This is a genomic window from Brevundimonas sp. UBA5936, assembly GCA_002430835.1.
Classification (GTDB): Bacteria; Pseudomonadota; Alphaproteobacteria; order Caulobacterales; family Caulobacteraceae; genus Brevundimonas.
Genome location: DJDA01000024.1, coordinates 1 through 12,902, shown reverse-complemented (window position 1 = coordinate 12,902; position 12,902 = coordinate 1). Strand labels below are relative to the sequence as shown.

11 protein-coding genes are annotated in these 12,902 nt (G+C 68.9%); 4 read left to right on the top strand and 7 right to left on the bottom strand.

The window, feature by feature from the left end; all coding sequences use genetic code 11:
- From B2Y21_RS02120 to glmS, 4 genes are all read right to left on the bottom strand, one after another.
- On the bottom strand, nucleotides 1–888 hold an 888-nt coding region (locus B2Y21_RS02120; protein ID WP_292056500.1), incomplete at its 3' end, for an NAD-dependent epimerase/dehydratase family protein.
- 276 nt (nucleotides 889–1,164) lie between these two features.
- Entirely contained in the window at nucleotides 1,165–1,605 is a 441-nt protein-coding gene (locus tag B2Y21_RS02115; protein ID WP_292056498.1) for a GNAT family N-acetyltransferase, read from the bottom strand.
- Complete coding sequence (gene galU, locus B2Y21_RS02110) at nucleotides 1,602–2,480, bottom strand: UTP--glucose-1-phosphate uridylyltransferase GalU (RefSeq protein ID WP_040346366.1); 879 nt, start codon at nucleotides 2,478–2,480, stop codon at nucleotides 1,602–1,604. The genes B2Y21_RS02115 and galU overlap by 4 nt, the downstream gene beginning before the upstream one ends.
- An 83-nt stretch (nucleotides 2,481–2,563) precedes the next feature.
- Nucleotides 2,564–4,378 (bottom strand): glutamine--fructose-6-phosphate transaminase (isomerizing), encoded by a 1,815-nt coding sequence (gene glmS, locus B2Y21_RS02105; RefSeq protein WP_292056494.1) that lies wholly within the window; start codon nucleotides 4,376–4,378, stop codon nucleotides 2,564–2,566.
- Nucleotides 4,379–4,561: 183 nt separating this feature from the next.
- Here glmS and glmM point away from each other — a divergent pair, with 183 nt between their 5' ends.
- Entirely contained in the window at nucleotides 4,562–5,911 is a 1,350-nt protein-coding gene (gene glmM / locus B2Y21_RS02100) for a phosphoglucosamine mutase (RefSeq protein ID WP_292056492.1), read from the top strand.
- 19 nt (nucleotides 5,912–5,930) lie between these two features.
- On the opposite strand, the gene B2Y21_RS02095 is transcribed toward glmM, so the two are convergent.
- From B2Y21_RS02095 to B2Y21_RS02085, 3 genes are all read right to left on the bottom strand, one after another.
- Entirely contained in the window at nucleotides 5,931–7,217 is a 1,287-nt protein-coding gene (locus tag B2Y21_RS02095) for a cystathionine gamma-synthase family protein (protein ID WP_292056490.1), read from the bottom strand.
- Nucleotides 7,218–7,334: 117 nt separating this feature from the next.
- Entirely contained in the window at nucleotides 7,335–8,645 is a 1,311-nt protein-coding gene (locus B2Y21_RS02090; RefSeq protein WP_292056487.1) for an FAD/NAD(P)-binding protein, read from the bottom strand.
- A 43-nt stretch (nucleotides 8,646–8,688) separates the two neighbouring features.
- Nucleotides 8,689–10,188, bottom strand: coding sequence for a phosphomannomutase/phosphoglucomutase (locus B2Y21_RS02085; protein WP_292056486.1), 1,500 nt, complete (start codon nucleotides 10,186–10,188; stop codon nucleotides 8,689–8,691).
- 209 nt (nucleotides 10,189–10,397) lie between these two features.
- Between B2Y21_RS02085 and gpmA the strand changes: the two genes are divergently transcribed.
- The 3 genes from gpmA to B2Y21_RS02070 form a co-directional block, all read left to right on the top strand.
- Nucleotides 10,398–11,123, top strand: coding sequence for a 2,3-diphosphoglycerate-dependent phosphoglycerate mutase (gene gpmA / locus B2Y21_RS02080; RefSeq protein WP_292056484.1), 726 nt, complete (start codon nucleotides 10,398–10,400; stop codon nucleotides 11,121–11,123).
- On the top strand, nucleotides 11,120–11,749 hold the full coding sequence (locus B2Y21_RS02075; protein WP_292056482.1) for a bifunctional diaminohydroxyphosphoribosylaminopyrimidine deaminase/5-amino-6-(5-phosphoribosylamino)uracil reductase RibD: 630 nt from the start codon (nucleotides 11,120–11,122) through the stop codon (nucleotides 11,747–11,749). The genes gpmA and B2Y21_RS02075 overlap by 4 nt, the downstream gene beginning before the upstream one ends.
- An 85-nt stretch (nucleotides 11,750–11,834) precedes the next feature.
- Nucleotides 11,835–12,902: pentapeptide repeat-containing protein (locus B2Y21_RS02070; RefSeq protein WP_292056481.1), on the top strand; the 1,068-nt coding region annotated here is incomplete at its 3' end.

Sequence of the window (12,902 nt, the reverse complement as noted above, 5' to 3'; positions counted from 1 at the left end):
CTTGACCCGGTCGCCGCGCTTGGGCGGGTTCTTCAGCGCCAGCTCGACGCAGCGCACCGTGTCCTGGATGTGGATGAAGGCCCGCGTCTGGCCGCCCGAGCCGTGCACCGTCAGCGGATAGCCAAGCGCGCCCTGCATCAGGAAGCGGTTCAGCACGGTGCCGTAGTCGCCGTCGTAGTCGAAGCGGTTGATCAGGCGCTCGTCCTGACGGGTTTCCTCGGTCTGAGCGCCCCAGACGATGCCCTGGTGCAGGTCGGTGATCCGCAGCCCGTCGTTCTTGGCGTAGAACTGGAACAGCAGGGCGTCCTGCGTCTTGGTCATGTGATAGATGCTGCCGGGGTTCGGCGGAAACAGGATCTCCTGTTCGGTCGGGCCGTGGTCGGTGTCGACCGTGACCTTCAGATAGCCCTCGGGGATGCGCAGGCCCGCCGTGGTGTAGCCGTAGACCCCCATGGTCCCCAGGTGGGCCAGGTGGACGTCCCGCCCGCTTTCGACGATGGCGGCCAGCAGGTGGTTGGTGGCGTTCAGATTGTTGTCGACGGTGTAGAGCTTGTGCCGCGCCGACTTCATCGAATAGGGGGCGGCGCGCTGCTCGGCGAAGTGGACGACGCTGTCGGGCGCCCAGTCGCGGATCAGGGCGACCAGGCGGTCGAACTCCTTGCCGACGGTCAGGTTGACGAAGTCGATGGTGCGGCCCGAGACCTCCTTCCACGCGGCGATGCGCTCGCCCATGGTGCGGATCGGGGTCAGGGAGCGGATTTCCAGCTCATTGTCGATGTTGCGGCGGCTGAGGTTGTCGACGACCAGCACGTCCCAGCCGCGCGCCGAGAGGTGCAGGGCCGTGGGCCAGCCGCAGAAACCGTCGCCGCCCAGAATCATCACGCGCATCAGTCGAACCTCGTTTTCAGCACTCTAACCTGCCTAGCCGAACGCGCGAGGGGGCGAAAGCGTGGCGCTTGGGAGCGGCGAAAGCGACGCAGGGCGGAAAAACAGAGTCCAATTCGTCTGAATCGTCTGAACTCGGAGGGTCTTCCTTTTTTGGCCCGGCAGGATGAGCCGGGGACGAGGTCAGGCGCGTCTGACGCGGCGCCATGGCCCACAGTCCTTGAAATCACGACCTTTTCGGTAGCGGACGATTACAACCGGCGCTGCAAGCCTATCGGATCAGGTCGGATCGGCGTCGAGCGCCATGAGGATCAGCGGATAGGGACGCCCGGCGTCGTCGGTTTCGGCGCGGCCCACGGCCTGGAAGCCGAGCTGCTCGTAGAAGGTGCGAGCGCCGGGGTTGTCCTCATTGACGCTGAGGCGTCGGGCGCCCAACGACAGGGCGTGATCGACCAGCCGGCGCCCGATGCCGGAGCGGTGCAGGCGAGGGTCCACGAACAGGGCCGCCAGTTCATCGCCGGACAGGCCGAGAAAGGCGACCGGCGCCCCGTCCTGTTCCCAGGCCCAGAGGTGGGGATCGCCGCTGTTCAGCCAGGCGGCGACGTCGGCCTCAATGGCGTCGATGGCCTCGGGCGTCAGGAAGTGGTGCGTCGCCTCGACCGCGCGGCGCCAGACGGCGGTGAGGGCGGGGGCGTCGGTCGGCGCCGCGAGGCGGATCAAAGCAGGCTTTCGATCGCCTTGCGGGCGGCGTCGCCGAGGTCGGGGCGCTTCAGGGCCAGGGCGACGTTGGCGCGCAGCAGGCCGATCTTGTCGCCGCAGTCGTGGGTCACGCCCTCGTACTCATAGGCGGTGAAGGTTTGCGTCTTCATCAGCCGGTCCATGGCGTCGGTCAGCTGGATCTCGCCGCCGGCGCCGCGCTCCTGCGTCTCCAGCAGGTCGAAGATTTCCGGCTGCAGAATGTAGCGGCCCGAGATCGACATGTTCGAGGGCGCCGTGCCCTGGGCGGGCTTTTCGATCATGCCCTTCATGCCGTAGCGGCGGCCGTCGTGGGAGGCGGGGTCGATGATGCCGTATTTATGGGTGTCGGCCTCGGGCACGGCCTCGACACCGATGACGTTGCCGCCGACCTCGGCGTAGACCTCGGCCAGCTGCTTCAAGGCGCCGGGCTGAGAATCCACGATGACGTCGGGCAAGATGACGGCGAAGGGCTCGTGGCCGATGATGTCGCGGGCGCACCAGACGGCGTGGCCCAGGCCCTTGGGCTGCATCTGGCGGGTGAAGCTCATCTCGCCGGCCTGGGCCAGCTCGGCGTTCATGATCTCCAGGATCTCGGTCTTGCCCTTGGCCAGGAGCTGGGCCTCAAGCTCGATCTGATGGTCGAAATAGTCCTCGATCGCCTGTTTGGCGCGGCCGGTGACGAAGACGATGTGCTCAATCCCCGCCTCGCGCGCCTCTTCCACGATGTAGGAGAGGATCGGCCGGTCGACGACGTTCAGCAGCTCCTTCGGCGTGGTCTTGGTGCCGGGCAGAACCCGCGTGCCGAGACCGGCCACGGGCAGGACCGCCTTGCGCAGGCGGGCGGGGGAGGTCGTCATGGATCGTCCTGATCAGCCTTGGGGCGCCTGTCATAGGCGTAATTCGTGAAGCTTCCAAACGCCCTCAGGCTGATCGGGTTCGCCTATTCCACCGTCACCGACTTGGCCAGGTTGCGGGGCTGGTCGACGTCGGTGCCCTTCTGGACGGCGGTGTAATAGGCCAGCAGCTGCATGGGCACGGCGTAGACCAGGGGCGAGATCAGGGCGGGGCAGTCCGGCGCATGGACGCGGCGGATGCCTGCGCCGTGCGGGTCGGGCGCCTTTTCCGGAGCGATCATGATGACCGGGCCGCCGCGCGCGGCGACTTCCTGAAGGTTGGAAGCGGTCTTCTCGAACAGGTCGTCCAGCGGCGCCAGCGCCACCGTCGGCGTCGCCTCGTCGATCAGGGCGATGGGGCCGTGCTTCAGCTCGCCCGCTGCATAGCCCTCGGCGTGGATGTAGCTGATCTCCTTCAGCTTCAGCGCGCCTTCCATGGCCAGCGGGAACATCGGGCCGCGGCCCAGGAACAGGACGTCGCGCGCCTTGGCCAGGTCGACGGTCAGGGCGTGGATGCCCGCGTCCATCTGCAGGGCTTCGGAGATCAGGCGCGGCGCCTCAAACAGGGCCTTGACCAGTTCCGCTTCCTGAGCGGCGTCGATCTTGCCGCGCGCCACGCCCGCCGCCACGGCCAGCGACAGCAGGGCGGCGACCTGGGCGGTGAAGGCCTTGGTCGAGGCGACGCCGATTTCCGGCCCCGCATGGGTCGGCCACAGGACTTCGGCTTCGCGCGCCATGGAAGAGGTGTGGACGTTGACGACGGCGGCGGTCTTCAGCCCCTGCGCCTTGCACCAGGTCAGGCTGGCCAGGGTGTCGGCGGTCTCGCCCGACTGGCTGACGGCGACGGCCAGCGTCCCCTTGCTCACGGCCGGGTGGCGATAGCGGAACTCCGAGGCGATCTCGACGTCGCAGGGCAGGCCCGCATAGCGTTCGAAGGCGTATTTGCCGATCTGGCCGGCGTAGAAGGCGGTGCCGCAGGCGACGATCTGGATGCGCTCGATGGCGGCGAAGTCGACGGCCTGGACCTTGGCCTTGCCGGAGACCAGGTCGAGGTATTCCGACAGAGTGTGCTGGACGCTGTCGGGCTGTTCATGGATCTCTTTTTCCATGAAGTGGCGGTACTCGCCCTTCTCAACCAGGGCCGAGGAGGCGGAGACCTGAACCACGGCGCGGTCGGCCGGACGGCCCGAGGCGTCGAACATGCGCGCGCCGGTGCGGGTCACGGCGACGTAGTCGCCTTCTTCCAGGTAGGAGATCTTCTGGGTGAAGGGGCCGACGGCCAGGGCGTCCGAGCCCAGATACATCTCGCCCTCGCCCCAGCCGACGACCAGGGGGCTGCCGCGACGGGCACCGAGGATCAGTTCGTCCTCGCCTTCGATCAGGACGGCGAGGGCGTAGGCGCCGGTCAGGCGGTCCAAGGTGGCCTTGAAGGCGTCCAGCGGGGCCATCCCCGCCGCCAGCTTGTGATCCAGCAGATGAGCCACGACCTCGGTGTCGGTCTGGCTTTCGAAGACACGGCCCTCGGCCTCCATCTCGGCCTTCAGTTCGGCGAAATTCTCGATGATGCCGTTGTGGACCAGGCAGACGCGACCGGCCTTGTGCGGGTGGGCGTTGGTCGTGGTCGGGGCGCCGTGGGTGGCCCAGCGGGTGTGGCCGACGCCGACGGTCCCGGCGATCGGGTCGGCGGCCAGCACGGCCTCCAGCTCGCGGATCTTGCCCTTGGCGCGACGGCGCTCGACGCCGCCGTCGTTCTGCACGGCGATGCCGGCCGAGTCATAGCCGCGGTACTCCAGCCGCTTCAGGCTGTCGATCAGGCGAGGGACGACGGGGCCGGTTCCGGTGACGCCGATGATGCCGCACATGAGGTCTGCTCCGATCGGGTGCGGCCGACGCTTTTTGCGCAGGGCCGCGAAATTGAGGTAAGCGAGAGGGTTCAGCCTCCGCCCTTGATCTCCGCTCTAGGAAATCGCGGGGGCGACGACATCAAAAAATGGGTTTCGGAAGGTTTCTTTGCAATTCCGGGGCCGCCAGCGAAGGACGGCCTCTTGGGCGAGAGAAAATACTTCGGCACCGATGGCATTCGCGGCCGGGCCAACACCCATCCGATGACGGCCGAGGTGGCCCTGCGCGTCGGCCTGGCCGCCGGGCGGCTGTTCCGCACCGACGATGATCGCCGCCACCTGGTGGTGATCGGCAAGGACACGCGTCTGTCCGGCTATATGATCGAGCCGGCGCTCGTCGCGGGTCTGGCCTCCGTCGGGATGGACGTGCGGACGTTCGGGCCGCTGCCGACGCCGGGCGTGGCCATGATGACCCGCTCGATGCGGGCCGATCTGGGCATCATGATCTCGGCCTCGCACAACGACTATGCGGACAACGGCATCAAGCTGTTCGGGCCGGACGGCTACAAGCTGTCGGATGAGATCGAGCTGAAGATCGAGGCCATGATGGACGGGGCCCTGGATCAGGATCTGGCGCCGTCGAACAAGCTGGGCCGGGTCAAACGCATCGACGACGCCCCGCCGCGCTACATCGAGATCGCCAAACAGGCCTTCCCCAAACGCCTCAGCCTCAAGGGCCTGCGCATCGCCATCGACTGCGCCAACGGCGCGGGCTACCGCGTGGCGCCGACGACCCTCTATGAACTGGGCGCCGAGGTCTTCCCCGTCGGCGTCGAGCCGAACGGTCTGAATATCAACGCCGAATGCGGCTCAACCTATCCGGCGGCCGTGTCTGAGGCGGTGAAGCGTTATCGCTGCGATATCGGCATCGCCTTGGACGGCGACGCCGACCGGGTCATCATCTGCGACGAAAAGGGCCATGTGGTCGACGGCGACCAGATCATGGCCCTGATCGGGCTGGACTGGGCCAAGCGCGGGCGGCTGAACGGCAACGGCGTGGTCGCCACCGTCATGTCCAACCTGGGCCTGGAGCGCCGTCTGAAGGCCGAGGGCCTGACGCTGGAGCGCACCAAGGTCGGCGATCGCTACGTCATGGAGCGGATGCGCGAGGGCGGCTTCAACATCGGCGGCGAACAGTCGGGCCACATCATCCTGAAGGACCACGCCACGACCGGCGACGGCCTGATGGCGGCGCTGCAGGTGCTGGCCGTCCTGGTCGAGCAGAACGTGCCGATGAGCGAACTGGCGCGTCAGTTCGAGCCGGTGCCGCAACTGCTGCAGAACGTCCGCTACACCGCCGGAAAGCCGCTGGAGGACGCCAAGGTCAAGGCGGCCATGGCCGAGGCCGAGGCGGCGCTGAACGGCTCGGGCCGTCTGCTCGTTCGCCCGTCGGGCACGGAGAAGCTGATCCGCGTCATGGCCGAGGGCGACGACGAAGCCCTGGTCAAGCGCGTGGTCAACGAGGTCGCCGAGGCGGTGAAGGCGGCGGGCTGATCGCCCGCCGCCCGCGCCTTCAGATCGCGGACAGGGCCTGATTCAGGTCGGCCCACAGGTCGTCGACGTTCTCGATGCCGACCGACAGACGCACCAGGTTGTCGCCGATGCCGCTGCGGGCCTTGGCTTCGGGCGTGTAGTCGGAGTGGGTCATGCTGGAGGGGTGCGACGCCAGGCTCTCGGCGCCGCCCAGGCTGACGGCCAGCTTGAACAGGCGCAACGCGTTCAGCATGCGGAAGGCCTCGGCCTCGCCGCCCGGAAGCTCCAGCGAGAAGGTCGAGCCGGAGCCCTTGCACTGGGCCTCGAAGATCGCCTGCTGTTCGGGCGAGGCGTCCGGCCCGCCTGCCGTCAGGACGGCGCTGACGCGCGGATCGGCGCGCAGCCGCTCGGCCAGGATCAGGGCGTTGTCCTGCGCCCGCTCCATGCGGATGTGCAGGGTCTCCAGACTGCGCAGCAGCAGCCAGGCCGTATGCGGATCGGCGGTGGTGCCGCAGATGGTCCGCATCTCGCCGACGCGGGCCATGATGTCGGCCCCGCCCATGCAGCCGCCCGCAATCAGGTCCGAGTGGCCGCCGACGTATTTGGTCAGCGAATAGAGGACGAGGTCGGCGCCCAGCTCCAGCGGGCTCTGCCACAGAGGGCCGAGGAAGGTGTTGTCGACGGCGACTGCCGGCGGTTCGGTCTGACCCAACGCCCTGGCGCCGGCGACCGCGCGGGCGATGTCGACCAGCTGGTTGGTCGGATTGGCCGGGGTCTCCAGATAGACGGCGGCCAGGCGTCCGCCGGTGGCCTTGGCCTGCGCGGCCGCCGCGATCATGGCGGCGTCCAGGGCGTCGGCGCCCTCGGCGGCGGGGACGCTGATCGCCTTGACGCCGTAGCGGGGCAGGATGCGGTCGAACAGGTATTCGGTGCCGCCATAGGCCGGGGCCGTATAGAGGATGACGTCGCCGGGCCGCACCAGGGCCAGCATAGCGGTCGAGATGGCGGCCATGCCGCTGGAGAAGACCAGGGCCTTGTCGGCCTTGTCCCAGACGGCGAGGCGGTCTTCCAGAATCTCAAGGTTCGGATTGTTGATGCGCGAGTAGATCAGGCCCAGGGCCTCGTCCGGGTCGCGCTGGCGCAGGCCGTAGGCGACCTCGAAGAAGCGTTTGCCGTCCTCGGCCGATTTGAAGACGAAGGTCGAGGCCTGGAACAGCGGCGCCTTGATCGCGCCCTCCGACAGGGCCGGATCATAGCCGTAGCCCATCATCAGGGTTTCAGGCGCGAGGGTGCGATCCCCAAGTACGCGGGTGCGGTGACGGTTCATTTTTGTGTTTCCTCTCCTGTCCCGGTGATAGCGGACCCAGGAAAGGCTCGCCAGACGCTAAGTCTCGCAGAGGAAGGCGCGAAGCCTTGGAAATTCCGACCGCCTGAACGGCGCGCGTCAACCGGCGAGGGCGCGGGCCAGGGCCTCGATGCGCTGGCGGATATCCGGTACGGCGATCGTCTCCCAGAAGGCGGCGCGAGCCGGGGGGCCGAGCACGAACAGGCCGGGATCGGCGGCGCCGTCGGCGTGCAGCACGCGGCCCTCGGCGTCGAGGTCGAAGCCCAGATCGACCGCGTCGAGGCGGGCGCGGCCTTCGGCGATCAGGGCGGCGGTCAGGAGCGCGCGGGCGGCGTCGTGGCCGGGCCCGGTGCAGTCGATCAACCAGGCGGCGGGGAAGGCTTGAGCTTCGCCGTTCCGTATGCGGACAGTCAGGGTCACGCCCCGGTCATCGACCTTCGTCGTCTGGGCGCGGCCTGCGACGACGGTCAGGCGGTTCGCCGCCATCAGCGTCTCCAGCACGGCGGCGATCTCGGGCGCGATGCGGTGGCGATGAACGTCCCACCAGGGGCGCAGATGGCGCAGGAAGCGGGCGCGTTCGGCGATCGTCGCGGCGCCCCACAGCGCGGCGGTGATGGGGCGATAGCCCTCCATGACGCGGCGCCAGCCGTGATCGCGGGCCAGGCGCCGCACTGAGGTCAGACGGCGGGACAGGGCGCCGGTCAGCGCCTCGGGCGGCAGGTCGATCGGGGCGTCGTGGTGGGCGCCGTGGGCCTGGGGCAACAGACCGCGCCGTGACACGACCGTCGCCCGGCCGCGCCAGCCCTGGGCCTGAAGCGCCAGGACGACATCGACCATGGTCAGGCCGGAGCCGAGGATCAGCACGTCGTCGTCAGGGGCGATCGCGGCCAGGGCGTCGGGCCGCCACGGGTCGGCGATGCGGCGGGGGCCTTCGCCCGAGACGGCGGGGCGGGGCGGCGGGTTGCCGGTGGCCAGCGCCACGGCGCGGCCGGGGATGCGGGCGCCGTCGGCGAGGAGGACGGTCTCGCCTTCGATGCGGACGGCCTCGCCCTTCACGCGACGGATCAGGCCGGGATGGGCGGCTTCGGCCTCGGCCAGGCGGGCCTGTACATAGAGGCCGTAGAGACGGCGCGGGGCGAAGCCGTTCGGATCGGCGAAGGCGGGGGCGTGGAGCGCCAGCCAGTCGGTGAAGTCGGCGGGCCGGTCGGGGCGGGCGCTCATCCGCTCGGCGCGAACGTTGAGGCGGTGGTCGTCCAGGGGCGTGGAATAGGCGACGCCGAGACCGACCTGTTCGCCGCGTTCGATCAGGACCGAGGCCTGGCCCAGTTCGGCCAGGCGCGCGGCCAGCATGGCGCCGGAGAACCCGCCGCCGACGATGACCACGGGGAGGGAGGCGGCGGCGTCGTTCATGGAACAAGCATCGTCCACGACGCCGCCGCCGGTCAAACCGGAATCAGATTTCCTGGTTGAAGGCCCCGATTTCCGGGTGGGCGGCCAGGCGGGGCTTCACTTCCTTGCGGAACAGGTCGCGCATGTCGTCCGCCGACCTCATGCTTTCGACCACCACGACCAGCTCCGGCTTGTTGGAGGAGGCGCGGACCAGCACCCAGGAGCCGTCTTCCAGGTGGACGCGCACGCCGTTGACGGTGATGGCCTCGACGATCCTGCGGCCGAGGATTTCGCCGCCGGACGCCGCCAGTTCCTCGTATTCCTTCACGATTTTGGCCAGGACGTCGTACTTCAGCTCGTCGTCGCAGTGCGGCGACATGGTCAGGCTGGTCCAGGCGTCTGGCAGGGCGGTCTTCAGTTCGCTGAGCGACTTGCCGGGGTTGCGGTCCAGCATGGCCAGGACGGCGCCCGCCGCCACCAGGCCGTCGTCATAGCCGTGGCCCAGATCGCCCGACAGGAAGAAGTGGCCCGACTTCTCGAACCCGGCCAGGGCGCCTAGTTCGGCGGTCTTGCGCTTGATGTAGGAGTGGCCGGTCTTCCAGTAGACGGTGGTCGCGCCGTTGGCCTTGAGCACTTCGTCGGTCTTGTAGAGGCCGGTCGACTTCACATCGACGACGAAGGTCGCGTTCGGGTGGAGGGCCGACAGGTCGCGGGCCAGCATCAGGCCGATCTTGTCGGCGAAGATCTCCTCGCCCGTGTCGTCGACCACGCCGCAGCGGTCGCCGTCGCCGTCGAAGCCCAGGGCCAGGTCGGCGCCGGTTTCTTTCACCTTGGCCGCCATCTGCACCAGCATGGCGTGATCTTCCGGGTTCGGATTGTATTTGGGGAAGGTGTAGTCGAGGTCGGTGTCCATCTCGATCACCTCGGCGCCCATCAGGCGCAGAACCTCGGGGGCGAAGGCGCCGGCCGTGCCGTTGCCGCAGGCGGCCACGACCTTGAGCGGGCGGGACAGCTTCACCTTGGAGGCCACGTCCTTGATGTAGGTCTCGCGGAAGCCCTCGACGCGCTCCAGACGGCCGCCGGGGCGGGCGACGCCCTGGCCGTTCAGGACGATCTCTTTCAGGCGGCCCATTTCGTCGGGACCGAAGGTCAGCGGCGCCTGGGCGCCCATCTTCACGCCGGTCCAGCCGTTCTCATTGTGGCTGGCCGTGACCATGGCGACGCAGGGGCAGTCCAGCGCGAACTGGGCGTAATAGGCCATCGGCGACAGGGCCAGGCCGATGTCCAGCACCTCCATGCCGCCTTCCAGCAGACCCAGGATCAGCGCCTGTTTCACCGACAGGGAATAGCCGCGGAAGTCGTGGCCCACGGCGATCTTCGGCGTCTGGCCGATTTCTTGGACATAGGTGGCCAGGCCAAGGCCCAGGGCCTGGATGCCCAGAAGGTTGATCTCTTTTTCCAGAATCCAGCGGGCGTCGTATTCGCGAAAGCCGGTCGGCTTGACCAGGGGCAGGGTTTCATACTCCGCGGTGTTGGGGCGGATGTCCTGACGGGGCTTTTGCATAAGTCTTCCTAGATGGGCCGCTGGGGAGAGCGGGGGCCGTAGTGCAACCTCGGCCTATAGCCTCCCCCTGCTCGAGAGGCCACAACGCGCGACCCCTGTTATGGCTGCGGTCGAGGCGGCTGTAATCTCTGACGTGCGGCGAAACCTTGACCGCCCCCGCGTCGGGGGCCTAGCGAGAAACCCAGATACGGATGCTCCCGGAGACCCTGATGACCCGCCTGATCCTGCTGCGCCACGGCCAGAGCCAATGGAACCTGGAAAACCGCTTCACCGGCTGGGTCGACGTCGACCTGACGGCGGAGGGCGAGGCCCAGGCTCGGCGCGGCGGCGAGCTGATCGCGCAGGCGGGCTTTACCCCGGCGGTCATGTTCACCTCGGTGCTGAAGCGGGCCAAGCGTACCGGCGCCCTGGCGCTGGATTCGGCCGGGTTGAAGGATGTGCCGGTGATCGAGGACTGGCGCCTGAACGAGCGCCACTACGGCGGCCTGACCGGGCTGGACAAGGCCGAGACGGCGGCCAAGCACGGCGAGGACCAGGTCAAGGTCTGGCGCCGCAGCTATGACGTGCCGCCGCCGCCGCTGGCGCCGGGCGGCGAGTTCGATTTCGACGCGGACCCCCGCTACGCCGGCAAGGAAATCCCCGACACCGAGAGCCTGAAGACCACGCTGGACCGGGTGCAGCCTTATTGGGACGCCGAGATCGCCCCGCGCCTGAAGGCGGGCGAGGACGTGCTGATCGCCGCCCACGGCAACTCCCTGCGCGCCATCGTCAAGCTGTTGTTCGCCGTGCCGGACGACAAGATCGTCGACGTCGAGATCCCGACCGGCAATCCGCTGGAGATCGACCTGGACGCCGACCTGAAGCCGGTCGCCGCCCGCTATCTGGACGAGGGGCGGGCGCAGGCTCTGCCCCCAATCGCGAGAGTGATCGCGTGAGCGGGCAGGCGCAAGACGCCGTCTTCATGCGACGGGCCATCGACCTGGCCCTCAGCCGCATGGGCGAGACCTGGCCCAATCCGGCGGTCGGCTGCGTCCTGGTCAAGGACGGGGTCGTACTGGCCGAGGCGGCGACGGCGCCGGGCGGACGCCCCCACGCCGAGGAGCAGGCCGTGCCCGAGGCGGGCGAGGCCGTGAAGGGCGCGACCGCCTATGTGACGCTGGAGCCGTGCGGCGCCCGCTCGTCAGGCCGCAAGTCCTGCGCCCACTTCCTGGCCGAGGCCGGGGTCGAGCGGGTGGTGATCGCCGCCCTGGACCCGTCGCCCTTCGCCTCGGGCCGGGGCACGGAGCGGCTGCGCCAGTCGGGCCTGACGGTCGAGACGGGTCTGTTGTGCGAAGAGGCTTCGGTGCTGAGCGAAGGCTTCCTGCACCGTCTGGAGACGGGCCGCCCGATGGTGCGCGTCAGCCTCGACGGGGCGGGCTTCGACGGCCGCTTCGCCGCCTCCGCGCGCGCCGATCTGACGACCGAGCTGAACCGGCTGGGCGAAGCGGGCTACACTCGTCTGTGGACCCAGGAGGGCGAGCTGGCCGAGGCCCTGCGCGAACAGGGTCTGTTGACGGAGTAGAACGCGGCGACAGCGGGCGGGAACGACGCGAAAACGGTTGTTTCCGCAAAGCTTCCTTAATCCGCCGTAAGCCATGATCGCCCCCATGAGCGAGGCCGTCGAACCCGTCCGCAGGAAGCTGACCCAGGAAGAGGTCGACGCCGTCTGCCTAAAGCACGACCGCCTGTGGCAGGCGCGGCCGGGCGGGGCGCGGGCGGTCTTCGCCTGGATGGACCTGTCAGGCGTGAACTTGCGCGGCCGCAACCTGGCCGACGCCGACTTCACAGCGGCTTGCCTGATCGGCTGCGACCTGACGGGCGCCAAGCTGGACAACGCCAACTTCTTCGGCGCGGACATGCAGGACGTGACCCTGATCGACGCCAACATGCGGCGGGCCGACCTGCGCGGGGCCTGCCTGCGCGGCGCCGACCTGTCGGGGGCCGATCTGTTCGAGGCCGACCTGCGTGAAGGGACCATCGCCGCCAAGGACGCCAAGCTGGGCTTTCGCGTCGTCGAGGCGCGCAAGCGCGCCGACACCCAGGCGCAGGGCGCCGTCTTGGCGGGCGCCAATCTGCAACGCTCGCGCATGACCGGCGTCGTCGCCGTGGCCGCCGATTTCACCGACGCCATCATGAAGGACTGCAAGCTGGTCCGGGCCAATCTGAAACAGGCCAGCTTCCGCGGCGCCGATCTGGCCGGGGCCGACCTGTCGGGCGCCGACCTGTCGGGGGCGGACCTCAGCGACGCCATCCTGGTGGGGGTCAAGGCCGCCATGTGGCGGACGGACGGGGCCAATATGGACGGCGCCCTGGTGGACAACCGCCCGGCGGGCGAGCCGGTCAGCCAGATGCCCGCCGCCGAAATGCTGCGCGACCACGCCCAATGGTGCGAGACGGGCGGGACCGAGGGCCAGCCCTCGGTGTTCGACGGGGTGGATCTGCGGCCGCTGGTCACTATTCGCGGGCTGAACCTGACGGCCCTGTCGGCCAAGGGGGCGGTCTTCTACGGCCTGGACATGGAGGGGGTGCAGCTTCAGGGCGCGCAACTGGAGGGCGCGGACCTGCGCTCGGCCAATCTGCGCCGGGCCGATCTGCGCGGCGCGCGGCTGACGCGGGCGCGGCTGAACGGGTCGGATCTGCGCGAGGCCCAGCTGGGGCCGCTGATGCTGGCGGCG

What these genes read in the sequence shown, in the direction of transcription:
- galU (WP_040346366.1), bottom strand. Translation starts at nt 2,480, where the DNA reads ATGACGACCTCCCCCGCCCGCCTGCGCAAGGCGGTCCTGCCCGTGGCC.
- glmS (WP_292056494.1), bottom strand. Translation starts at nt 4,378, where the DNA reads ATGTGCGGCATCATCGGCGTCACCGGAACCGGCCCCGTCGTCCCTCGC.
- B2Y21_RS02095 (WP_292056490.1), bottom strand. Translation starts at nt 7,217, where the DNA reads ATGAACCGTCACCGCACCCGCGTACTTGGGGATCGCACCCTCGCGCCT.
- B2Y21_RS02090 (WP_292056487.1), bottom strand. Translation starts at nt 8,645, where the DNA reads ATGAACGACGCCGCCGCCTCCCTCCCCGTGGTCATCGTCGGCGGCGGG.
- B2Y21_RS02085 (WP_292056486.1), bottom strand. Translation starts at nt 10,188, where the DNA reads ATGCAAAAGCCCCGTCAGGACATCCGCCCCAACACCGCGGAGTATGAA.
- gpmA (WP_292056484.1), top strand. Translation starts at nt 10,398, where the DNA reads ATGACCCGCCTGATCCTGCTGCGCCACGGCCAGAGCCAATGGAACCTG.